Genomic DNA, 22,671 nt, shown 5'->3' with positions numbered 1-22,671 from the left:
TGACCGGGTGTTTTGTTGCCCCTTTTACCGGGTGTCGGAGTGGGGGGGCTCCCGGTGATCACCGGGAGCCCCCTCTCTCGTACCGTCAGTACGTGCTGGTCACCTACTCGTCACCTACTGGTCGTCGCCCGGATCAGGGGGATCCAGAGTGATCCCGCCCGTCGGCGTCGGGGTCGGCGTGGGGGTCGGGGTCGGCGTCGGGGTCGGCGTCGGCGTGGGGGTCGGCGTCGGCGTGGGGGTCGGGGTCGGCGTGGGCGTCGGGGTCGGCGTCTCCGACCGGGTCGGAGTCGGCGTCGGGGTCGGCGTCTCCGACCGGGTCGGAGTCGGTGACGCCGTCGGCTTCACGCCCGCGCCCAGCGTGGTGTCCAGGTCGAACTTGGTCACCTTGCCCATCGCGCCGAAGGTGTACGTCGCCCAGATCTTCGCCGGGTAGCCACCGCCGTTGATCCGGCCGCCGCTCGCAGCGATGAGACCCGTGGCGCCCTTCAGGGTGACCTGGTTCTGGGTCTTGGCGTCCTCGCCGAACAGACCGACCGAGGTGGCCAGACCGGGCGTGTAGCCGGTGAACCAGGCCGACTTGTTCTCGTCGGACGTACCCGTCTTGCCGGCCACCTGCTGGCCCTTGCGGTTCTTCGCCTGGGCCACCGAGACCCGGGCCGTACCGTCGTCGACCACGCCCGTCAGCACCGACGTGACCGCGTCGGCGGCCTCGCGGGTGATGATCTGCTCGCCCAGCGGGGAGGGGAACTCGACCGTGCTGTCCTTGTGTTCGGCCGACTTCACGACGGCCGGGGTGACCTTGCGGCCGTGGTTGTCGAGGGTGGCGTAGACGCCGGCCATCTCCAGCGGGCTCGCGCCCATCGTGCCGAGGGTCTGCGCGGGCACCGCCTGCAACCCCTCGGTGTCCAGGCCGAGTTCGTCGGCGATCTTCATGACCTCGGTCATCCCGACGTCGACGCCCATCTGCGCGAACACCGAGTTGATCGACTTGTTCATGGCCTCCTGGACGGTGACGTCGCCGTAGTCGTCGTCGTCCTCGTTCGGCGGGGCGAAGCCGACCTTCTTGCCGTCGGACACGACCTGCCGGCCGCTCGTGCCGTCGTAGATGGTGTCCGGGTCGATCAGATCGCCGTCCTGCGTCCGCGCCTTCTCCTCCATGGCAGCCGCGAGGATGATCGGCTTGAAGGTGGACGCGGGCTGGTAGTCACGCCGGGTCGCGTTGCTGATGTAGTGCTTGAAGTAGTCGGTGCCGCCGTACAGCGCGAGCACCCGCCCGGTCTTCGGGTCGACGGACGCGGCCCCGGCCTGGACGTTGCCGTCGACCTTGCGCTTCTTCGCGTCGAGCTTGCTGGTGAGCTGGCTCTTGACGGCGCCCTCCAGCGCAGTCTGCTTCTTCCGGTCGATGTTGAGGGTGACCGTCCAACCGCCCGCGTCGACCAGCGCGTTCGCGTCGCTGGTGTCGTCCGCCGTGCCCTGCGCGACCAGCTGCTTGGCCAGCGCGTTCTTGGCGGCGTCGACGAGATACCCGGTCTGGCCCTCCAGACCGGGGGCACCCTTCGGGTCCTTCGGCACCGGGAACTTCATGGCGTCGCGCTCGGTCTTGTCGAGCCAGCCCTCCTCGACCATGTTGTCGAGTACGTAGTTCCAGCGGGCGGTCACCAGCTTCTTGCTGGTCGGGGACGCGACCGCCCAGTCGTACTGGCTCGGCGCCTGGAGCAGCGCGGCGAGGTACGCGCCCTGCTCGACGCTGAGCTTCTTGGCGTCGACGCGGTAGTAGGCCTGCGCGGCGGCCTGGATGCCGTAGGAGTCACGGCCGTAGTAGTTGGTGTTGATGTAGCCGGCGAGGATGTAGTCCTTGGACCTGCTGCGGTCCACCTTCAGCGAGATGACCAGTTCCTTCAGCTTGCGCGTGATGGTCTGGTCCTGGTCCAGGTAGTAGTTCTTGACGTACTGCTGGGTGATCGTCGAACCACCCTGCTTGCCCTTGCCGGACAGCGTGTTGAACAGACCTCGGGCGGTGCCCTTGAAGTCGACGCCGGCGTCCTTGTAGAAGGACTTGTTCTCGGCGGCGACGAAGGTCAGCTGGACCTTCTTGGGCACCTCGGCCAGGTCCACGATCTCGCGGTTTACCGTGCCGGTACGGGCGAGGACGGTGCCGTCGCTGTACTTGTAGACGTTGCTCTGCTTCTCCGCGGCGGCGTTGCCCGCGGGCACGTCGATCATCGTGTACAGCACGAGGAAGGCACCCATGCCGAGCAGGGCGCAGGCGAAGAACGTGCCGAGGATCTTCTTCCAGGTGAAGAGCCGGCGCAGAAAACTCTTACCGTCCTTCTTACCGCCCTTGCCCGCCTTGCCACCCTTGCCGCGGGCCGCCGCTCTGCTCGCGGCCCTGCCCATGGGCTCGGTCACGGTGGCGGTCGCGGTCGTGGTCCCGGCAGCCGTGCCGGTCGCGCTCTCGGCCCCGGTCCCGGGCCCGGTCTCGGTTCCGCTCTCGGTCGCCGTATCTCTGGTCGAGCGCTTGGGCGCCGCGCGGCGGCCACCGCGATGCTGCCGCGCTCGTCTCTCTTCCGCTCGTCCCATGAGTCGCTTCGCTCCGCTTCCTTCTTGTGTTCCGTCTCGTACGTCCGCGTACGTCACACAGGTTCGTGGCACAGGTCAGCTCCGAAAACTAACACCGTCAGACAAGACGACGAGATTCCGATCCTGTGTTTTACGGACGTGACAATCAGCACCAGCCCCACTGGAAGCGACTACCAGGGGGTGCGGAAGGTTGCCGAGCAGGCTAAAGTGATATCACTTTGCTAGAAACTTGCTAGGCTCCGGCCACGACAGCCGAGAAACGGGGGCACCACCCATGACCACGCACGACTCCACACCGCCGACCGATCTGCCCGACATGCCCGACCCCCAGGTCCGGGAGTTCCAGGCCCACAGCATCGGCGGCGGACTTGCCCTGCTGCTGGGGCTGCTCGGACTCGCACTCGGCGTCGGCCTGATTGTCGGCGCGACAGCGGTGACCGGGGGCGGAGCCAAGGCGGCCCTGATCGTCCCGGGCATCCTCATCAGCCTCTCGGCCTTCATCGCCATGTGCGGGCTGAACATGGTGGCGCCGGGCGAGGCCCGGGTCGTCCAGCTCTTCGGCCGGTACCGGGGGACGATCCGCGAGGACGGGCTGCGCTGGGTGAACCCGCTCACCTCGCGCTCCAAGATCTCGACCCGGGTACGCAACCACGAGACCGCCGTCCTCAAGGTGAACGACGCCTACGGCAACCCGATCGAACTCGCCGCCGTGGTCGTCTGGAAGGTCAAGGACACCGCCCAGGCCAGCTTCGAGGTCGACGACTTCCTGGAGTTCGTCGCCACCCAGACCGAGGCGGCCGTCCGGCACATCGCCATCGAGTACCCGTACGACGCCCATGACGAGGACGGGCTCTCGCTGCGCGGCAACGCCGAGGAAATCACCGAGAAGCTGGCCGTCGAGCTGCACGCGCGCGTGGCGGCGGCCGGCGTCCACATCATCGAGTCCCGCTTCACCCACCTCGCGTACGCTCCCGAGATCGCCTCGGCGATGCTCCAGCGGCAGCAGGCGGGGGCGGTCGTCGCGGCGCGGCGGCAGATCGTGGACGGCGCGGTGGGCATGGTCGAGGCCGCGCTCGCCCGGATCACCGAGCAGGACATCGTGGAGCTGGACTCCGAACGGAAGGCGGCGATGGTGTCGAACCTGATGGTGGTGCTGTGCGGTGACCGCGCGGTGCAGCCCGTCCTGAACACGGGGTCCCTCTACCAGTGAGCGTTCCCTCCGGGGGTTCGGCGGCCGACGAACCCGAGCGTGCCGTGCGTCGGCCGCAGCAGCAGCGCAAGCAGGTGCTGTTGCGGCTGGACCCCGCCGTGTACGAGGCGCTGGCCCGCTGGGCGGGGGATGAGCTGCGCTCGGCCAACGCGCAGATCGAGTTCGTGTTGCGGCGGGCGTTGGCGGAGGCGGGCCGGTTGCCGGGGGAAGCGGGGCCCATCCCTCGGCGCGGCCGTCCCCCTGGGGGCTCCGCCCCCAGACCCCCGTCGGCCTGAACGGCCTCATCCTCGATCTCCCCCAGAGGGGGACCCCCAAGGGGCTGGATAGATCAGCCCAAGATCTATACACAGTGGGTATACACACGACGTATACCCGCTGTGTATAGTCCTCGCCATGTCCATCGGTCACACCCTTCTAGGACTCCTGGAGTCCGGCCCCCGGCACGGTTACGACCTGAAGCGGGCCTTCGACGAGAAGTTCGGTCACGATCGCCCGCTGCACTACGGGCAGGTCTACTCGACGATGTCCCGGCTGCTGAAGAACGGGCTCGTCGAGGTCGACGGAATCGAGGCGGGCGACGGGCCCGAGCGCAAGCGGTACGCGATCACCGACGCCGGGATCACCGACGTACAGCGGTGGCTCGCGACGCCGGAGAAGCCCGAGCCGTATCTGCAGTCGGTCCTCTACACCAAGGTCGTCCTCGCCCTGCTCACGCACCGGAGCGCCGGTGACATCCTCGACTCGCAGCGCTCGGAGCATCTGCGGATGATGCGCATCCTGACCGAGCGCAAGCGCAAGGGCGACCTCGCCGACCAGCTCGTCTGCGACCACGCCCTGTTCCATCTCGAAGCCGATCTGCGCTGGCTGGAACTGACCGCCGCGCGTCTCGACAAGCTCGCTCTGGCGGTGACGGCACGATGACTGCTCCGATGACCGCCCCTCCCGGTTCCCTGCTTGCCGCGAGCGAACTGCGCAAGGCCTACGGTCCGACCAACGCGCTCGACGGCGCCGAGTTCTCGATCCACCCCGGTGAGGTCGTCGCCGTGATGGGCCCGTCCGGGTCCGGCAAGTCGACCCTGCTGCACTGTCTCGCCGGGATCGTGCCGCCCGACTCCGGCTCCATCACGTACGACGGGCGTGAACTGGCCGGGATGAGCGACGCCCGGCGCAGTCAGCTGCGGCGCTCCGAGTTCGGGTTCGTGTTCCAGTTCGGGCAGCTCGTTCCCGAACTGACGTGTGTCGAGAATGTGGCGCTTCCCCTCCGTCTCAACGGGACCTCCCGCAAGGAGGCCGAGCGGACCGCGCTGTCCTGGATGGAGCGGCTGGAGGTCGACGACCTCAAGGGCAAGCGGCCCGGCGAGGTGTCCGGCGGGCAGGGGCAGCGGGTCGCGGTCGCGCGGGCGCTGGTCACCAGTCCCCGGGTGCTGTTCGCGGACGAGCCGACCGGCGCCCTCGACTCGCTCAACGGGGAGCGCGTCATGGAGCTGCTGACCGAGGCCGCCCGGTCGACCAACGCCGCCGTCGTGCTCGTCACGCACGAGGCACGGGTGGCCGCCTACTCGGACCGCGAGATCGTCGTACGGGACGGGAAGTCGCGGGACATGGAGCGCGTCGTATGAGCGTGCGCCAGTGGACGACGGACCTGGGCATGGGGGTTCGGTTCGCCTTCTCGGGCGGGCGTGAGGGGTGGATGCGGGTCCTGCTGACGGCCGTCGGGGTCGGGCTCGGGGTGGCACTGCTGCTGCTGACGACCGCCATCCCGAGCGCCCTGGCGAACCGGGGCGAGCGCGCGAGCGACCGTACGAACGTCATGTACGTCGACACGCAGATGCCGAAGGCCGACAACACGCTGGTCGTCGCGATGGTCGACACGACCTTCCGCGCGGACGACATCCGCGGGCGGGAACTGGACCCCGAGGGAGTGCGGGCGCCCCTGCCGCCAGGTGTCGACAAGTTCCCGGCGGTCGGGGAGATGATCGTCTCCCCCGCTCTCGAACGGCTGCTGAAGTCCGGCGAGGGCGAGCTGCTGCGGGAACGGCTCCCGGAGCGGATCGTCGGCACGATCGGCGATCCCGGGCTCGTCGGACCGGCCGAACTCTCCTTCTACCGGGGCGCCGACGACCTCGCGAAGCACCTCGACAACGGTGCGGTGACACGGATCGACCGGTTCGGGGATCCGAATCCGACGTCCGAGGGGATGGACCCCATCCTGCTCCTGCTCACCCTCGTCGTCTTCGTGGTGCTGCTGATGCCGGTCGGTGTCTTCATCGCCACGGCCGTACGGTTCGGCGGTGAGCGGCGCGACCGGCGGCTGGCCGCACTGCGGCTGGTCGGGGCCGACGGCGGGATGACCCGGCGGATCGCGGCAGGCGAGGCCTTCGCGGGCGCCGCCGTCGGGCTCGTCCTCGGCGCCGTCTTCTTCCTGATCGGCCGGCAGGCCGCGGGCTCCGTCGAACTCCTCGACGTGAGCGTGTTCCCCGGCGATCTGAACCCGTCACCCGCGCTGGCCGTCCTGGTCGGGATCGCCGTGCCGGTGGCCGCGGTGCTGGTCACCCTGCTCGCGCTGCGCGGTGTGGTGATCGAGCCGCTGGGCGTGGTGCGCACGGCCCGTCCGCCGCGACGCCGGCTGTGGTGGCGGCTGCTGCTGCCGCTCGGCGGGATCGCGGCGCTCTCCCCCATGATCGGGCAGGGCAACGACGCCGGCCAGTTCAACGACGTCCTTGTCATCACCGGTGTCACGCTGCTGCTCATCGGGGTGACCGCGCTCCTGCCCTGGGTCATCGAGGCGACCGTCGCCCGGCTCGGCTCCGGCGGGCTCTCCTGGCAACTGGCCGTCCGGCGGCTCCAGTTGAGCAGCGGTACGGCCGCCCGCACGGTCAGCGGCATCGCGGTGGCGGTGGCCGGGGCGATCGCGCTGCAGATGTTCTTCTCGGGGGTCTCCGGCGGCTACATCACCCCGTCGGACCAGGACCTCTCGCAGGCCCAGATGCAGGTCGACCCGCCGGACACCGTGTCGCTCGTGTCGGCGGGCCGGCAGCTCGCCGAGACCGAGGGGGTCCGGAAGGTCACCGTGCTGTCGCGCGGTTCGGTCGGCGAGAAGGCCAAGGACCCGGAGGAGTACCTGGAGCTGACCATCGGGGACTGCACGGCGCTGCGAGCCGTGGGCAACCTCCCCTCGTGCCGCGACGGCGACTCCTTCGCTCTGCGGGGCGGCAACGACGGGTACGACACGGACACCCCCCAACTGGTCAAGCCCGGCCGCACGTTGTACGTCAGCCCGGCCCACACCCGGACCGAACGCCCCGCGATCACCTGGACGGTACCGGCGGACATCCAGCGGGCCGACTCGATCGAGGACCCCACCGGAGTCATGCGCAGCGGCATCCTCGCCACGCCGGGCGCCCTGCCCGAGGAGGTCGTGGCACAGGCCGCCGGGACGATCCTGATCAGCCTCGACCCCAAGGTGGCGGACGCCCGCGACCTGGTCCGGAACACGACGGCCCGGTTCGACCGGCTCAACGAGCCCATGACCTGGACGTCGTCCAACCGCTCCGAGCGGTTCGACTCGATCCGCACCGGCCTGTTCGTCGGCGCCACCTGTGTCCTGCTGCTGATCGGCATCAGCCTGCTGGTCTCCCAGCTGGAGCAGCTCCGCGAGCGCAGGAAGCTGCTGTCGTCCCTGGTCGCCTTCGGCACCCGGCGGCGCACCCTGAGTCTGTCGGTGCTGTGGCAGACGGCGATCCCGATCGGGCTGGGGCTGGTGCTGTCGTCGGTGGTGGGGCTGACCCTGGGCGTGGTCCTGCTGAAGATGACGAACACGTCCGTCCACGTCGACTGGTCCGCCGTACTGGCGATGACCGGGATCGGCGCCGGGGTTGTGCTCCTGGTGACGCTGCTGAGCCTGCCTCCGCTGCTGCGGCTGATGCGTCCGGAGGGCCTGCGCACGGAGTGACCCTTCCGCGTACGCCGGCCGACGGGCCCCTCCCCCCGAGGGGCCCGTCGGCGTTCCGCTCAGAGGCTGTACTCCTTGACCACCCGCCGTACCTGGGCGAAGAGCATCCCGACGTTGACCGCCTTGCGGCAGACGACCACGGCGACGACGTCCTGCTGCTCGTTCAGCCGCACGAACAGGTGGGTGAGGTTCTCGCTGTTGACGAGGATCTCCTGGAAGAAGTGGATGTCGCTCTGGGTGCCCCGCCGTTCCTTGAACACGTCCTCGATCATCACGACCGTACGGCCCTGGAACAGGTCGAGGGTCGCGCCCGCCAGCAGGTCGAGCACCTCGGGCGGATGGTTGTCGACCGTCTCGTACGAGAGCAGCATCCCGGTGGACATGTCGACCACGCCCGAGGCGACACACTCGGGGGCATCGGTACGGAGCGCCTTGACCAGGCTCATGACCTGGTCGGAGAAACCTGTGGTCATGCGTTTCGTCGCCATCCTTTCCTTCACACTCCTTCGGTCGCCACGGAGGAGTCCGTCGCGGTGAGGATCGACCCGATGCGCCGCAGCGCCGGCTGGGTCGCCCGGTGCAGCCGGTCGAGGTCCACGCCCTCGTCGCCGAGTACGACCATCAGCGCGGTGTCCCCGACGGCGTAGAAGGCGGCGCAGCCCTGGCTGCCGTAGGTGACCGTCTGGCGCAGGGTGCCCCGGCCGGTCGCCTCGGCGGCCCGGCGGGCGAGGCCGAGTCCGGCGGCGGCGAGGGCGGCGAGGCCCTCGGGGTCGATCGACTCGGCGGTGTCCGCCGCGATGAGCAGTCCGTCGGTGGCGGCGACCGCCGTATCGGTTATCCCGTCTACTTGTTCGCGCAGGTCGCGCATTTCCATGGCCAGCGCTTTGTGGTCCATGCACTCAACTCCCCTATGGGCTTCTATGAATTTCCATGAGTTCCGTTCCGTATGCGGAAGAACCCTTTCCAGCTCGTCCCGCGCTTTTCCGGGGCGAGAGATTCGGTGATGCCACTGGCGCCGGGATCACGGCGGGGCAGTGTGGGAGCGGGACCCTGCGGTGGCGGCTGCGGTACCGGTTGCGCGTCGGAGGCCAGGACGGCGGCCAGCGCGGTGACGACGGCCGGGTCGACGTACGGGGGTGGCAGGGGCGGCGGAGGCGGAGGCGGAGGCGGCGGCGGAGGAGGTGCCGACGGGGGCGGCCTGCGCTGCCGCAGGCCCTCCGCCGGCATCCGTACGACCGGGAGGGGCGCGGCCTCCTCGGCGCACTCCAGAAGCCCGGCCCCGAGCATCCGCGCCACCTCGACCGTCACCGTGTACACCCCCCGGCCCGTGCGGAACGCGAGGTCACGGGCGGTGCGCCGGCCGTCCGCCTCGGCGAGCAACTCCCGCTGTACGGGGGTGAGTCGCCCCTCGTCCACGGCTGCCGGCGCCGAACCCGGGCGCGGGCGCTCGCGGTTGGGGCGTACCGGGTGGGACAGGGCGGCGAGGGCGGCCAGTTTGCGGTTGGCGTCCTGGAGCAGCCGGACCGGTCCCTCGCCCACCGGGACGGGGGCCGGCGCCTCGGCCCCGGGGTCGCGTTCGCAGGCGTCCACCCGGCCGGCGACGACCGCGAAGACGGCGTCCCGTAACGCCATCATGCAGACGACCCGCAGCTGGGCGGCGCCCGCGTACCCGTGCCTGATCAGTTCCGCGCCCGGCCAGCGCGCTCCCCCGGCCTCGCGCACCAGCTCGGCCCACTCCTCACCGCTGATCCGGCGGGAGCGCAGCAGCAGGGCCTCGGGGCCGGGCGCGCCCGGGCTCTCGGCGCCGACGACGAGTCCGCGCCGGAAGTGGAAGGTCCCGCCGGGACCGCCGGCCGCGCGCAGCGCCCCGGTGAACTCCTCGCGCCCGCACTCGGCCAGCGCGTTCAGCAGCAGGTGGTAGCCGATCCGGCCGAGGGAATCCGGCGATTCGGATTCAGGGGTGTACGCGGATACGGAATCGCGGATGACCGACATCACTCCCCTTGGCCTTGCTCATCGGCATTTCGCACATACGCCTGACGCGTAGCACTGAGGGGGTATGTGTATCAGTCCGGGCGCATATTCAGACCGGGGTCTCGCTACCTGACGGAAGTTGAAATCTTCGCCGCCGAATCGCAGCGGAATCGCCGTCGAACGGTCTTTGTTCGACGGTCATTTGATCGAACGGTCACCTCTTCGGTCAGTCGCCCAGCACCCGCACGGGCAACGGCCGCAGCGCCTCCCGCAGGGCCGCCGCCAGTTCCTCGTACTCCGCGCCCCGCACGGCGCCCGCGCGCATCGCGAGGCCGATCCGGCGGGTCGGGGCCGGGGCGGCGAAGCGGCCGGTGCGGAGCTGGTCGCTGCGGCCCGCCTCGACCTTGACGGCGGTGTGCGGCAGCAGCGTCACTCCGAGGCCGCCGGCCACGAGCTGGACGAGGGTGGACAGACCGGCGGCCGTGGTGGTGACCGGGGCGTCGGCGCGTCCGGCGTCGCGGCAGATGTCGAGCGCCTGGTCGCGCAGACAGTGCCCCTCGTCCAGGAGGAGCAGGTCCAGCTCGCGCAACGCCTCGCGCGGGATGTCCGTATGCCCGCCGAGGGGGTGGTCGAGGGGGGTGACGAGCACGAAGTCCTCGTCGAACAGGGGGAGTTCGAGGATGCCGGGCAGTCCGGTCGGGACGGCGATCAGGAGCAGGTCGAGTCGGCCGGTGGTCAGGCCGTCGAGGAGTCCGGCCGTCTGCTCCTCGTGGACCTGGAGGTCGAGGGCCGGGTAGCGGTCCTGGACGAGACGCAGGACGGCGGGCAGGAGATAGGGCGCGACGGTGGGGATCACCCCGAGCCGCAGCGCCCCGGTGAAGGGCGCGCGCACGGCCTCGGCCTCCTCCATCAGCGCGCCGACCGCCTCCAGCACGGCCCTGGCGCGTACGGCGAGCCGCTCACCGGCGGGCGACAGCAGCACCTTGCGGGTGGTGCGCTCGACCAGGGTGACGCCGAGGGCCTCCTCCAGTGCGGAGACGGCACCCGAGAGGGCGGGCTGGCTCATGCCGATCGTGGCGGCGGCGTCCCGGAAGTGCAGATGGTCCGCGACGGCCACGAAGGCGCGCAGCTGGGCGAGACTGGGGCGACGGCGCCCGTCGGCGTTCTTGGCTGCGGCCATGCCGGTACTCCCGACCGATAGTTTTCTGGTGTTCACTTGCTTCATTTGTTCACTGATAGTTTTTGCGGATCAACACGGAAGAGTGTAGTGATTCGCCTGATCAATGGTGGTGAGTGGGTATGGGCATCGCGGAACTGAAGTCCGCCCTGCCGGACTTCGCGGCGGACCTGCGCCTCAATCTGGGCTCGGTCGTCGACCGCTCCCGGCTCACCCCGCAGCAGCTGTGGGGCACGTTGCTGGTCTCCGCGATCGCGTCCCGCTCACCGCGCGTGCTGCGCGAGCTGGGGCCGGAGGCCAGGGCACGGCTCTCGCCCGAGGCGTACACGGCCGCCCGGTCCACCGCGGCCGTCATGGCCATGAACAACGTCTTCCACCGCACCCGCCATCAGCTCTCCGACCCGGAGTACGGCCGGCTGCGCACCGGTCTGCGCGCGAACGTGCTCGGCGATCCGGGCGTCGAGCGGACCGACGCCGAGCTGTGGTCGGTGGCGGTGTCGGCGGTCAACGGCTGCGGCGCCTGTCTGGACGCGCACGAGCGGGTGCTGCGCGGGGCGGGCGTCGACCGGGAGACGGTCCAGGAGGCGTTCAGGATCGCGGCGGTGGTGCAGGCGGTCGGCACGACGCTGGACGCGGAGGAGATTCTCGCCGAGCGGTGAGGGGTGAGCGGCGTCGGCGACTGGACGCGGCAGGCGGTACGTCCGACAATGGGCGGACCCTCACTCCGTTCGTCGCCGCCTTCGTCGTACCGGCCGCGAGGACCGTGTTTCTCCGACTGAGGGAGCCACCGCAATGACCATCGTCCTGGTGCTGATGGCCGCCGTCGCCCTGACGGCCGCCGCTGTCCTGCCGCGCGTGCTGACCCGGGCCGGCTGGCCCGACCGGGAGCCGGTGCTGGGGCTGTGGGTGTGGCAGTGCCTGGTCGCCACCGTGCTGGCGTGCTGCCTCGCCGCGCTGCTGCTGGGCGCGACGGCCGCCTTCGGGACCGTACGGGCCCATGCCTTCGCACCGGCGCCGGCCGCCGTCACCGCCGCGTACGGGCTGGGACCGGCGCCCCTCTGGCTCACCGTCCTGACGCTGCTGCTGGCCTGCGGGGCGGCCTGGACGGTCGCCATGCTCGCCCGGGAACTCGCCGAGGCGCGCAGACGGCGTCGGCTGCGGCGGCTGCATCTGCGGGAGCGTGCGCCGGATCTGCCCGCCGGGTTCCCGGCCGCGCGGGGGCCGCTGCTGGTCCTTGAGGACGAGTATCCCGACGCCTGGCTGCAGCCCGGGCCGACGCCTCAACTGGTCGTCACCACGGGTGCGTTGCGCCGGCTGTCCGACCATGAGCTGGACGCCGTGCTCGCCCATGAACTCGGTCATGCCCGGGCCCGCCACGACTGGCTGCTGCATCTGTCGCAGGCGCTGGCGAGTGGGTTCCCGCGCGTTCCTGTGTTCGCGCACTTCCGGGATCAGACGCATCGGCTGGTCGAGCTGGCCGCGGATGACACCGCCTCTCGGCGGTGTGGTCACCGTACGACCGCGGTCGCGCTGATCGAGCTGAATCGGCATCGGGGGGTGCTGTCTTGCGCGTGTACGCGCGGGCAGTTGGGGGATCGGGTCGAGCGGTTGCTGGCGCCGCCGCCTCGGCTGGATGCGGGGTATCGCGCCGCGGCGCTGCTGGCTGCCGCCCTGGCCCCGCTGATTCCGCTGCTGATTGCTCTGGGGCCGGCGCTGAAGGTGCTCAACTGACCTTTGGGGTGGGGGGTTGCTTGGGTGGTGTGCAACCTGCGGGTTCGCTGTGGCTGGTCGCGCAGTTCCCCGCGCCCCTTACGGGGCCTGCGGCCCCTCAGGGGGACTCCCCACTGCCGTTGCTCCCCGTGGCTTTGGTGCTTGGCGTAGCGCCGCCGATTCGTGGGTCTGGGCCTGGGAGTACGTGTGGAGGTAGCTGACGACCGTGTTTGTCACCGCTACCAGGGGGACGGCGACCACCGCGCCTCCGATTCCCGCCACCATGCCGCCCGCCGCCACCGACAGGACGACCGCCAGTGGGTGGACCCGGACCGCGCGGCCCAGGATGAACGGCTGCAGGACGTGGCCCTCGATCTGCTGTACGGCCAGTACCACCGCGACGACCAGTACCGCTGTGAAGACGCCCTGCGTCACCAGTGCCACCACCACCGCCAGGGCGCCCGAGGCGACCGCGCCGACCAGTGGGATGAAGGAGAACAGGAAGATGAACACGGCCAGCGGGACGGCCATCGGGACGTCCAGGAAGTAGATGCCGAGGCCGATGAAGATGGCGTCGATCAGAGCCACTATCACCGTGCCGCGTACGTACGCCGTCAGCGTGCGCCAGGCTCGCGGGCCCGCGCCGGCGACACCGGGCCGGGCCGCCGCCGGGACCAGCTTCAGCGTCCACTGCCAGATGCGCTTGCCGTCGTAGAGGAGGAAGAGGGTCGAGAAGGCGGCCAGCAGTATGCCGGTCAGCGCCTCGACGATGACCGTGACGCCCTCCAGGCCGGCCGACGTGATCTCGTCCGTGTTGGCGCCGATCGCGTCACGCAGGTTCTCGGCGATCTTGTTGATCTGCTTGTCGGTGACGTGGAAGGGGCTGTTGAGCAGCCAGTTGCGCAGTTCGTCGACGCCGTCCTGGACCTGGTCGGAGAGCTGGTCGGTGTTCTCGATGACCTGCCAGGTCACGAACCAGCCGATCAGCCCCATCACCACGAACCCGAGGATCGCCGTGAGCGCCGTCGCGATCCCGCGCGGCATGCCCCACCGGGTGAGACGGGCGACCGTCGGCTGGAGCATCGCGGTGATGAGCAGCGCCACCACGAAGGCGAAGACGACGAGTTGGACGGCGCTGATGACCCGCATCAGCACCCAGAGGGTCCCCGCGAGGACCAGCAGCCGCCAGCCCGCCTCGGCAGCGACCCGTACGCCCCAGGGGACGACGGAGGAGGGCTCGGGGCGCACGGCGAGCGCGACGGGGGCCGTGGAGGCGGCCGGTGCGGCCGGAGGCTCCCCGTGCCCGTCCTCGGGCTCCGGTGAGGAGGGCGGCGCGGACGGCGAGGTGTCCGGTGGGAGCGGAGTGCCGGGCGGGGAGTGCTCGTCGTCCGAGTTCTCCTTCTCCACCTCGGCCCGGCGCTGGTCCAACCGCTCACCCATCTCGGTCAGCCGGGTACCGATCCGGCCGAGCCAATGCGGCACTCGCGACATGATGCGCCCTCGTCCCCCCGTCACTCCCTCTGCGGTCCGCGTCCGACCGTACATGGCCAAAGCCCCTCACCGAAGGACGGTGAGGGGCTCGGAAAGGTTGAGACGACTGAGCGCTGGAGATGCGCAGCGGCTCAGTAGTAGTTGTTGGCCTGCCAGAAGTTCCACGCGCCGCACGGGCTGTCGTAGCGGTCGTTCATGTAGCTCAGGCCCCACTTGATCTGGGTGGCCGGGTTCGTCGCCCAGTCGGCGCCTGCCGAGGACATCTTGGAACCCGGGAGCGCCTGCATGAGGCCGAACGCGTCGGAGCTGGGGTTGTCCGCCTGGTAGTTCCAGCTGGACTCGTGGTCCACGATGTTGCTGAAGCACTGGAACTGGTCGGCCGGGACGATCTGGCGCGCCATCTCCTGGACTTCGGCGATCGTGTACGAGGCCTGCTGCGGGAAGCTGGACGCGTCGCGGGTCGCGGAGCGGCTGGCCGCCTCTTCCGCTTCCTTGCGCGCCTTGGCCTCCGCCTCGGCCTTCTCGGCGGCCTTCTGCTTGGCCACCGCGTCCTTGGCAGCCTGCTTGCGGGCAGACTCCTCGGCGTCCTTCTTGGCGGTGACGTCCGCGGCGATGGCCTGGACATCGGCCTGCTGCGTCAGGGACGCGGTCTGCACCTGGGCCTGGGAACCCACGGGTATGTCCGTGAGCAGCGTGGTGTCGCCTACCAGTGCCTCGGCGTCGTTGGGAGTGCCGGTCTGGCCCGAGGCCACACCTGTAACTGCGCCGACAGCGGTGACCGCGGTGGCCGAAGCCACTGCCAGTCCCCGGACCGAAATCCGGCTCACACGGTTTCCTTCCAGCATCGCCCGCTTAGGTGACCCTGGCGGACGCAATCTTGCCCCAAGACGCTGGCCTCCCAACTGCGGGGTCACGGGAGACGCGGGCCCGGTGGGCAACTCCCTTGCGGGGAGCGCCGCGTGGTGCACGGGCGGCATACGACGGGGAGTATGGAGTTGACTGTGATGCTGCTGTGGTGCCGTATCGCTGGGGGCACAGATGTGTCGTATGCGGGGCCTGACAGGAGTGAGACTCTAGCCGTACCCGGACGCCGCGTGGCAATTCTGAGTTGAGTGTGAAAGCTCACACCTCGTTTGCCCCAGGTGATTTGAGGAAAGCCGCAGACGCGGAAGCGCCGCCCGGCTAGGCTCTTCGCCTTTGCCGGACGGCGCCAACTTTGGGAATTCTTGGGTCAGATGTGCCCGTCCTCCAGCATTTCGGTCACGAGGGCGGCGATCTGGGACCGTTCGGACCGATTGAGGGTGACGTGCGCGAAGAGCGGGTGTCCCTTCAGCTTCTCGACGACGGCGACGACACCGTCGTACCGGCCGACTCGCAGATTGTCCCGTTGTGCCACGTCATGGGTGAGAACCACCCGTGAGTTGGAGCCGATCCGGGACAGCACGGTGAGCAGGACGTTCCGCTCCAGCGACTGCGCCTCGTCCACGATCACGAACGCGTCGTGGAGCGACCGGCCGCGGATGTGGGTGAGCGGCAGCACTTCGAGCATGCCGCGTGCGGTGATCTCCTCGATGACCTCGCGGCTGGTGACCGCGGACAGCGTGTCGAAGACCGCCTGTGCCCAGGGGCCCATCTTCTCGGACTCGGAGCCCGGCAGATAGCCCAGTTCCTGCCCGCCGACCGCGTACAGCGGCCGGAAGACCATCACCTTCTGGTGCTGCCGCCGCTCGAGCACGGCCTCAAGACCGGCGCACAGTGCGAGCGCCGACTTGCCGGTGCCGGCCCGGCCACCCATCGACACGATCCCGATGTCCGGATCGAGCAGGATGTCGAGCGCGATCCGCTGCTCCGCACTCCTCCCCTTGATACCGAAGACCTCGCGATCCCCTCGTACGAGGCGGACGTTGCCCTCGGCCGTGACGCGCCCCAGGGCCTTGCCGCGCTCCGACTGGATCGTGAGACCGGTGTGCACCGGCATCTCGGCCGCCTCGGGGACGTAGGCGTGACCTTCCTCGAAGAGGAGGTCCACCTGCTCGCCGGCCAGGGTCAGTTCGGACATTCCGGTCCAGCCGGACGAGCCCGTGATGGCCAGCTCCGCGCGGTACTCCTCGGCGAGGAGCCCGACGGACGAGGCCTTGATCCTGAGCGGCAGGTCCTTCGACACGACGGTGACGTCGTACCCCTCGGCCTGCAGATTGCGGGCGACCGCGAGGATGCGGGAGTCGTTGTCCCCCAGGCGATAGCCGCTTGGCAGCACGCTGGGGTCCGAGTGGTTGAGCTCGACACGGACGGTCCCACCCAGTTCCCCGATCGGAATCGGGGCGTCGAGTCGACCGAACCGGACGCGGAACTCGTCGAGCATGCGCAGGGCCTGCCTGGCGAAGTACCCGAGTTCGGGATGGTGCCGTTTGGCCTCCAGTTCCGTCACCACGACGATCGGCAGCACGACTTCGTGCTCGTCGAAGCGGTTCAGGGCGCCTGGATCGGCCAGCAGGACGCTGGTGTCGAGAACATAGGTGCGCCGGTCTGGCATACGGCGCTTTGTGCTGGTCACCACGGAAGGACGTACCCCCTCGGATGAGGTCGGGGAGCGACGAAGGAGATCTGGACCGGTCGACGGCCGCTGTGCGCGGGCCGAGAACCGGCCCTCCGCCTGTTCGCCCGTGCTGTGACCACACGGTCGGGCTGGTGCAAAGGGCCTCCCGGGCGGACGGCCCCGTGCCGTCCGCTGAGATACGACACCCGTGGTTCGGGTGTCGACCTGCTTGGCTTATGCCCTCGAACATGCGCGGCCATGCCACGGCAAATGGCGGCGCGCTGGTGAACTCCTTGTTACTTCCGCCCCAAGGGGGGTGACTTTCACCTCATCGGGACATTACGGGCCGGTACGGGATTGACGTGCACCCTGTAAGAGGTAGGGCGCGGAACCGCGCCCCTCAGGGGCGCGGGGAACTGCGCGACCAGCCCCCACCGGCCCGCGGCAGACGAACCGCCTGCCCTGCGGAGCGCTTCGCTCAGCTGCCGTAACGCCGGTGACGGGCCGCGTAGTCGCGCAGGGCGCGCAGGAAGTCGACCTTGCGGAAGGCCGGCCAGAAGACCTCGCAGAAGTAGTACTCCGAATGGGCGGTCTGCCAGAGCATGAACCCGGACAGCCGCTGCTCGCCGCTCGTACGGATGACGAGGTCGGGGTCGGGCTGGTCGCTGGTGTAGAGGTGCTTGCCGATCAGGTCGGTGTCGACGTTCTCGGCGAGTTCCTCCAGCGAGGTGCCCTTGTCGTGGGCGTCGAGCATCATCGAGCGCACGGCGTCGGCGATCTCCTGCCGGCCCCCGTACGCGATGGCGACGTTGACGAGTATTCCGCCCGTCACATGGGCAGTGGCCTCCTCGGCCTCCTTGAGCTGGGTCTGCAGCTGACCCGGGAGCAGATCGGGGTTGCCGACGTGGTGGACGCGCCAGCGGCCGTCGGCGGCGAGGGAGGTCACGACGTCCTCGATGATCCCGAGCAGCGGTGCCAGTTCCTCCGGCGGACGGGTGAGGTTGTCCGTGGAGAGCAGCCAGAGGGTGACGACCTCGACGTCGGTCTCGGAGCACCAGCCGAGGAACTCCTCGATCTTGTCGGCGCCGGCCTTGTGCCCCTGGGCGGTGGTGGAGCCCGCGGCCTTCGCCCAGCGCCGGTTGCCGTCCACGATGACGCCGATGTGCTTGGGCACCTGGTCGTGGTCGAGGTGGCCTTCCACCCTGCGTGTGTAGACCCTGACCAGCAGCCGGCGCAGGTTGTCGCGCAGGTTCACGTGTTTGTCAGCCCCTCCGTACGGATCGGACAGGCGCGGCCGGGCGCATTCCCCTGGCGCGATCCCTGCCCGTTTGGTGGTCCTCGGGGGTGGCGATCCCCGGAAGGGAAGCGTACCGCTGCGGGGCGGGGGGTCTTGCGCCCGGGGGAACGGGCCCCGTGCGGCCCCCGGGGAGGGGACTGGGCGGGTCGGTGTCCGGGTGATCCGCGCGATGGCGGGTGGATGTCCGCCGTCCGCGCGATCCGCGCAAGAGGGGAGCGTCGGTATCCGGCTGCTCCGGCCGGGCACAAAAAACGGGCCGGTCCGTGGGGGGGGAGACGGACCGGCCCGAGGGGGGGCTTCCACCATAACCCTTCGTGAGTGATGCCGCGTACATCGGCGCGGAACAACTACTCTCCGAAGTCGCCCGGCGACGCGTGGATGACCTCCGGAGCCCGTTTTCATGGTGGGATCATGGCCGGAAAACAGCTGAATCCCAGGAAAAAACCCGGGATCTGGGGAGATCCACAGGGATCCGGCGGGTTTCACCCCCCTTGCGAACATCCGCGTCCCACTCCAGGGCCATTCGGGCACGGGACGTGTCACGGAGGGGCTCCGGGCCCGGCGTCCCTCCCAAGGGCGACCCTGTCGCGAACGCCCGCTTGACGCCGTCGCTAACTTCGCAGCCATGGCCACGTTCACCACTACGGAGACACCTGAGCCGGTTCCGCTGGAGCTTGCCGAGTCGGGCCGGGCCCGCCGGCGCGGGCTGCTGGGCCGGGACGGAATCGAGGGCGCGTTGCTGCTGACGCCCGCGAGTTCGGTGCACACGTTCGGGATGCGGTTCGCGATCGACGTCGCCTATCTGGACGGAAAGGCGCGGGTCCGGGCGGTAAGAACCATGCGTCCGGGGCGAGTTGGACTTCCCCACCCCTGGGCGCGGTCGGTCCTGGAGGCGGAGGCCGGGGCGCTGGAGCGGTGGGGGGTGCGCCGGGGCGTACGGCTCACGATCCGGGCCGACGACTCGGCGCCGGAGGACGGCTGAGCAGGAGCGGGACGCATGCTCACGGGCGCGAGAGGGGTGGGCAAGGCACCGCGCAGGCCCCTCCTCTGCGCGGTACCACCCGCGCCACTTTGCTCACGCGAATTACCTTTGCCTAAATTTACGCGACGCCGACCCCTGCTCGCGAACCTCCGCGATAACGATGTGGAAACCTCGTGAAGCCTTTTCGGGCATACGTACACATGTCCCTCAGGCGGCGAGTGGGGCCACATCCGCTTCGCTGAGATTTCGCCAATATTCGGACGAGGGTGAACGATATCTGGATGTTTGCGGATAGTAAGACCCGAGATGTCATGATTTCTGCGCATTTTCGGAGGGTGGGGAGCGGAAGGATCGCCCGGAGCAAGGCGGCTCACGGCGGCCTGTAGCGACTCTCGGCGGCTCGGGCGGCGGTTACTCGCCAGTTCTGCTTCTACGGCGAGTGGGCGCGGGAGGGGCGGCGGAACCAGGTCGTCCGGTAGGTCGTGGGCGACTCGGCCACCGTGGGAGGCGTACGGGCCGGGTCAGCCGGACGGCTTGCGGGCGTCGAAGAGATGGCGGCTGCTGTACGCCACGAACGACCCCTCGGCCTCGATCCGCTCGTGCAGGACCCGGAGTTGGGGCCGGTAGGCGTCGACAGCGAACCCGGGAACCATCCAGATCACCTTGCGCAGGAAGTGCACGACGGCCGCGATGTCGTGGAACTCCATCCGCAGCCGCTCGGCCCGCAGTTCGACGATCTCCAGCCCGGCGGCTTCCGCGTCGACGCGCTCGCGGTCGGGGTGGCGGGCGTTGCGCCGCTCGTCCGGCTGCGATCCCAGGAAGTGCTCGACGAGTTCGTACGCGCTGGACGGCCCGACGTGCTGGGCGAAGTACGTACCGCCGGGTCGCAGGACGCGGGCGATCTCGGCCCAGGGCGGGGACACCGGGTGCCGGCTCACGACCAGGTCGAAGGCGCCGTCGGCGAAGGGCAGCGGCGCGTCGTCCGGTACGGCGACGACCGCGGCACCGCGCGGGTGGAGCAGGGCGGTGGCCCTGGCGACGTTCGGCGGCCAGCCCTCGGTGGCGACGGTGAGCGGGGGCAGCTTCGGGGCGGTGTTCAGCACCTCACCACCACCGGTGTGCAGATCGAGCGCGGCGGACGCCTGGGCCAGCCGCTCCCCCATGGTCCGGGCGTACCCCCAGGAGGGCCGCGCCTCGGTGGCCCGGCCCTCGAACCAGGAGAAGTCCCATCCGTCGGTGGGGACGGAGGCGCCTTCGGCGAGGAGTTGTTCGAAGGTGGGGATGGGGGCGGGGGTGGGAGTGGACGCGTGTATGGGGGTGGGCTCGGGCGTGGCCATGGGGGCGATGTTCGCAGCCGGTTGTCGGTGCCCGCTGATAATTTCCGCCGCAAGGACGGAAGCGGGAACGGAAGCAGGGGTGGCCCAGGAGATGCTGTACGCCGATGACGAGACGACGACACTGCGCGCGAAGCTCGACCAGGAGCGGGACGCGGTGCTGTGGAAGCTGGAGGGCCTGGACGAGGAGCAGGTCCGCAGACCGATGACACCGTCGGGCACGAGCCTGCTGGGGCTGGTGAAGCATCTGGCGTCGGTCGAGTACGGCTGGTTCGTGGAGACGTTCGGGAGGGAGACGGAACCTTTCTGGTTCGACCCGTACGCCGGGGAGGACATGAGCGCCGGCCCGAACGAAACCACGGCCCAGATCACCGACTTCTACGCCCGAGCCCGCGCCGCCGCCGACCGCGTACTGACGGAACTCCCCCTGGACACCCTGGGCAAGCCGGCCTGGCGGGACTACGAGTGCTCGCTGCGCTGGGTCCTGGTCCGCATGACGGCGGAGACGGCGCGGCACGCGGGGCACATGGACATCGTGCGGGAGCTGATCGACGGGGCGACGGGGGCGTACGAACCGTCATGACGTCCCGGAGTCCTGGACATCCTGGACGTTGAGGACGAGCAGGATGTGTTCGTTGTCGCCGTAACGGACGGTACCGGTGCGACGGAAGCCGTGCTTTTCGAGGAGCCGGACCGAGGCGGTGTTGTCTCCGAAGGGATCGGCGTAGAGCGGCCGGTTGTTCTCACGCAGCAGGAACAGCCCAAGGGCGACGCTCCCAACGCCTCTCCCCCAGTACGGCCGCCCGAGCCAGTACCCGATGAAGCGCCGCTCACCGAGGTCCGGATCGCTGTCCCACCAGGCGACGATGCTGCCGGCGGGCTCGCCGTCCACGGTGACCGTCTGCACGAACACGGTGCTGTCGCCGAGGATCTTCGACTTCCAGTGCGCCATGAAGGCGTCCCGCGGCCGGGGCGTGAACTGCGACCGCCGGACGGCTTCGGGGTCGTGCTCGTAGGCGAGAAGAAACTCCAGGTCGGCTTCGGTGACGTCGCGGAGTTGTACGTCGATGTCGGTCGTCATGGTGGGGAGTCTGGCAGGGGCCACTGACAACGCAGGGGAGACGGGCGGGCCCCGATGGAGGGATGCGGCGCTGCTCCTTATTCAGGGCTGGGCTCGTCGAGGAAGCGAAGCAGCACGGCGGCCTCGGCGCGGAGCTGCGCGGCCCGGTCGGCGTGCGCGGGCGAGGTCAGCTGGGCCGCGGCTTCGAGCCGCTCGGCAACCTCGGCACGTACGACGCCCTCCACCCTGCTCTCGCTCAGCTCCTGCCGCACCGCCTCGGTGGCACCGGCACCAACCGGCGCCTGTTCAAGGGCCACGCCCCGAAGCTCGGCCTCACCGACGGGCACGGCCTCGGCGTTGTCCAGCGCACCGAGCGTTGCCCGCAGAGCGCTCACCGCGACCTTGTCCCGGGCACGCATGGCTCCGGGCAGGGCTTGACGCATACGGAGACGTAGGGACATGCGGGTGACTTTAGCCAACTGAGGTCGCGCCGAGCCCGGTCCTCATGACGGCTCAGCGCTGCCGAACCGCTCGTACCGCAGGAGTACGACTTTCCGCACGGGTTCCTCACCTCACTCAATCCGTTCCCGTACCACTCAGGGGGAGATGGAGATGAGCCCAATGGGAACACCCGAACGGCCGTGAAGTCATTGTGTGGCGTGTGTGGTCTGTTGTACCCCGAAAGGGTGAGGACTTCCCGAGGCCCGCATCACGACATTCGTCTATCCGGTGCTGGTCCCTTGATTCTTCTGCGGCCGCAGCCCAGGGGCGCGACACTTCCCCTCTCGCACACACGTCACTGGGGGGACCGTGACTAACAGACCGCAGCGCCCGCCGCGCCCCGACGAGGAGAGCCTCGATCGCTTCCACAACGGCGACACCCTCGACAACATCCCCATTGTCCGCCCCGGACGCCATCTCGCGCTGCGAAATGGAAGCCGAACGCAGATCGCGATACTGGCTTCTGCTGCCCTTGCCGCTGCGGTAACCGGCGGCCTTGCCGGTGTCGGCATCGCCTCCTTGATTGACCACAGTGCGGGCCCCAGGGCCGAGTTGCGCCCGGCACCAACAACAAGCGGGCCTACCGCGTCCGAGGCAGGGCAGAGCACCTTGCCAGCGCACGAGACGCCCCAGGCCTCGCAAGCACCTTCGCCGAGCAGCTCAGAGCCACTCATGGAACAACAGGCGGCAGCTTTTGAACAGGTCCGGATCATCCAGACCCCGGCCACAGGTGGCGACCCCAGCTCGTCGTTCTGCCTCGTGTATACAGGCAGCTAACCTCGCCGTTTCGCTTGGGTACGGCGGCTGTTGAGGCGGAAACGCGAAAGTGCCTTCCTGACCTGGGACGATGAACCTTGCTGAGGGGTT

Annotated in this window: 21 protein-coding genes; 9 read left to right on the top strand and 12 right to left on the bottom strand. The window is 69.6% G+C overall.

All coding sequences use genetic code 11. From position 1 onward, the window contains the following. Positions 1-114 precede the first annotated feature (114 nt). Positions 115-2,580 carry a transglycosylase domain-containing protein gene (locus ACWDR4_RS46960; protein ID WP_450417949.1) on the bottom strand — a complete coding sequence of 822 codons (2,466 nt, stop codon included), beginning with the start codon at positions 2,578-2,580 and terminating at the stop codon, positions 115-117. A 274-nt stretch (positions 2,581-2,854) separates the two neighbouring features. Between ACWDR4_RS46960 and ACWDR4_RS46955 the strand changes: the two genes are divergently transcribed. The 5 genes from ACWDR4_RS46955 (at position 2,855) to ACWDR4_RS46935 (ending at position 7,742) form a co-directional block, all read left to right on the top strand. Beyond that, positions 2,855-3,790 carry an SPFH domain-containing protein gene (locus ACWDR4_RS46955; RefSeq protein WP_450417947.1) on the top strand — a complete coding sequence of 312 codons (936 nt, stop codon included), beginning with the start codon at positions 2,855-2,857 and terminating at the stop codon, positions 3,788-3,790. Further along, on the top strand, positions 3,787-4,065 hold the full coding sequence (locus tag ACWDR4_RS46950) for a hypothetical protein (RefSeq protein ID WP_450417945.1): 279 nt from the start codon (positions 3,787-3,789) through the stop codon (positions 4,063-4,065). Before ACWDR4_RS46955 ends, ACWDR4_RS46950 begins: the two co-directional genes overlap by 4 nt. Positions 4,066-4,183: 118 nt before the next feature. Further along, positions 4,184-4,711: a PadR family transcriptional regulator gene (locus tag ACWDR4_RS46945; RefSeq protein WP_450417944.1), complete on the top strand. Its 528-nt coding sequence runs from the start codon at positions 4,184-4,186 to the stop codon at positions 4,709-4,711. 8 nt (positions 4,712-4,719) lie between these two features. Beyond that, complete coding sequence (locus ACWDR4_RS46940) at positions 4,720-5,409, top strand: ABC transporter ATP-binding protein (protein ID WP_450417943.1); 690 nt, start codon at positions 4,720-4,722, stop codon at positions 5,407-5,409. Continuing rightward, complete coding sequence (locus ACWDR4_RS46935; protein WP_450417941.1) at positions 5,406-7,742, top strand: FtsX-like permease family protein; 2,337 nt, start codon at positions 5,406-5,408, stop codon at positions 7,740-7,742. The genes ACWDR4_RS46940 and ACWDR4_RS46935 overlap by 4 nt, the downstream gene beginning before the upstream one ends. Positions 7,743-7,801: 59 nt before the next feature. Here the strand turns inward: ACWDR4_RS46935 and ACWDR4_RS46930 are convergent, their stop codons facing one another. From ACWDR4_RS46930 to ACWDR4_RS46915, 4 genes are all read right to left on the bottom strand, one after another. Then, on the bottom strand, positions 7,802-8,230 hold the full coding sequence (locus ACWDR4_RS46930; RefSeq protein WP_450417939.1) for a hypothetical protein: 429 nt from the start codon (positions 8,228-8,230) through the stop codon (positions 7,802-7,804). 8 nt (positions 8,231-8,238) lie between these two features. Then, the gene (locus ACWDR4_RS46925) at positions 8,239-8,637 is read right to left on the bottom strand and encodes a roadblock/LC7 domain-containing protein (RefSeq protein ID WP_450417937.1); all 399 of its coding nucleotides are present in this window, start codon (positions 8,635-8,637) and stop codon (positions 8,239-8,241) included. A 23-nt stretch (positions 8,638-8,660) separates the two neighbouring features. After that, complete coding sequence (locus ACWDR4_RS46920; protein ID WP_450417936.1) at positions 8,661-9,737, bottom strand: MarR family transcriptional regulator; 1,077 nt, start codon at positions 9,735-9,737, stop codon at positions 8,661-8,663. 205 nt (positions 9,738-9,942) lie between these two features. Continuing rightward, positions 9,943-10,896 (bottom strand): hydrogen peroxide-inducible genes activator, encoded by a 954-nt coding sequence (locus tag ACWDR4_RS46915; RefSeq protein WP_450417935.1) that lies wholly within the window; start codon positions 10,894-10,896, stop codon positions 9,943-9,945. Between the two features lie 119 nt (positions 10,897-11,015). Here ACWDR4_RS46915 and ACWDR4_RS46910 point away from each other — a divergent pair, with 119 nt between their 5' ends. Both ACWDR4_RS46910 and ACWDR4_RS46905 read left to right on the top strand, forming a co-directional pair. Further along, positions 11,016-11,552, top strand: a complete 537-nt coding sequence (locus ACWDR4_RS46910) for an alkyl hydroperoxide reductase (protein WP_450417933.1) — start codon at positions 11,016-11,018, stop codon at positions 11,550-11,552. A gap of 133 nt (positions 11,553-11,685) precedes the next feature. Next, a complete protein-coding gene (locus ACWDR4_RS46905; RefSeq protein WP_450417932.1) occupies positions 11,686-12,624 on the top strand; it encodes a M56 family metallopeptidase in 939 nt (312 codons plus the stop codon). Between the two features lie 78 nt (positions 12,625-12,702). On the opposite strand, the gene ACWDR4_RS46900 is transcribed toward ACWDR4_RS46905, so the two are convergent. The 4 genes from ACWDR4_RS46900 to ACWDR4_RS46885 form a co-directional block, all read right to left on the bottom strand. Beyond that, positions 12,703-14,094 (bottom strand): AI-2E family transporter, encoded by a 1,392-nt coding sequence (locus tag ACWDR4_RS46900; RefSeq protein ID WP_450417930.1) that lies wholly within the window; start codon positions 14,092-14,094, stop codon positions 12,703-12,705. 131 nt (positions 14,095-14,225) lie between these two features. Beyond that, positions 14,226-14,921 (bottom strand): aggregation-promoting factor C-terminal-like domain-containing protein, encoded by a 696-nt coding sequence (locus tag ACWDR4_RS46895; RefSeq protein ID WP_450417928.1) that lies wholly within the window; start codon positions 14,919-14,921, stop codon positions 14,226-14,228. 404 nt (positions 14,922-15,325) lie between these two features. Beyond that, positions 15,326-16,651, bottom strand: coding sequence for a PhoH family protein (locus ACWDR4_RS46890; RefSeq protein ID WP_450417927.1), 1,326 nt, complete (start codon positions 16,649-16,651; stop codon positions 15,326-15,328). Between the two features lie 457 nt (positions 16,652-17,108). Continuing rightward, a complete protein-coding gene (locus tag ACWDR4_RS46885; RefSeq protein WP_369035061.1) occupies positions 17,109-17,885 on the bottom strand; it encodes an isoprenyl transferase in 777 nt (258 codons plus the stop codon). 667 nt (positions 17,886-18,552) lie between these two features. On the opposite strand from ACWDR4_RS46885, the gene ACWDR4_RS46880 reads away from it, so the two are divergent. Next, the gene (locus tag ACWDR4_RS46880) at positions 18,553-18,909 is read left to right on the top strand and encodes a DUF192 domain-containing protein (protein ID WP_450417926.1); all 357 of its coding nucleotides are present in this window, start codon (positions 18,553-18,555) and stop codon (positions 18,907-18,909) included. A gap of 521 nt (positions 18,910-19,430) precedes the next feature. Here the strand turns inward: ACWDR4_RS46880 and ACWDR4_RS46875 are convergent. Continuing rightward, complete coding sequence (locus ACWDR4_RS46875; protein ID WP_450417924.1) at positions 19,431-20,246, bottom strand: class I SAM-dependent methyltransferase; 816 nt, start codon at positions 20,244-20,246, stop codon at positions 19,431-19,433. A gap of 91 nt (positions 20,247-20,337) precedes the next feature. Here ACWDR4_RS46875 and ACWDR4_RS46870 point away from each other — a divergent pair, with 91 nt between their 5' ends. Next, positions 20,338-20,826 carry a DinB family protein gene (locus ACWDR4_RS46870; protein ID WP_450417952.1) on the top strand — a complete coding sequence of 163 codons (489 nt, stop codon included), beginning with the start codon at positions 20,338-20,340 and terminating at the stop codon, positions 20,824-20,826. Here the strand turns inward: ACWDR4_RS46870 and ACWDR4_RS46865 are convergent. Then, positions 20,821-21,324 (bottom strand): GNAT family N-acetyltransferase, encoded by a 504-nt coding sequence (locus ACWDR4_RS46865; protein WP_450417922.1) that lies wholly within the window; start codon positions 21,322-21,324, stop codon positions 20,821-20,823. The genes ACWDR4_RS46870 and ACWDR4_RS46865 overlap by 6 nt on opposite strands. A 77-nt stretch (positions 21,325-21,401) precedes the next feature. Continuing rightward, positions 21,402-21,722, bottom strand: a complete 321-nt coding sequence (locus tag ACWDR4_RS46860; protein ID WP_450417950.1) for a hypothetical protein — start codon at positions 21,720-21,722, stop codon at positions 21,402-21,404. Between the last annotated feature and the right edge of the window lie 949 nt (positions 21,723-22,671).

The organism is Streptomyces sp. NPDC000878 (genome assembly GCF_053599695.1).
This window is presented reverse-complemented; position numbering and strand designations above follow the sequence as displayed.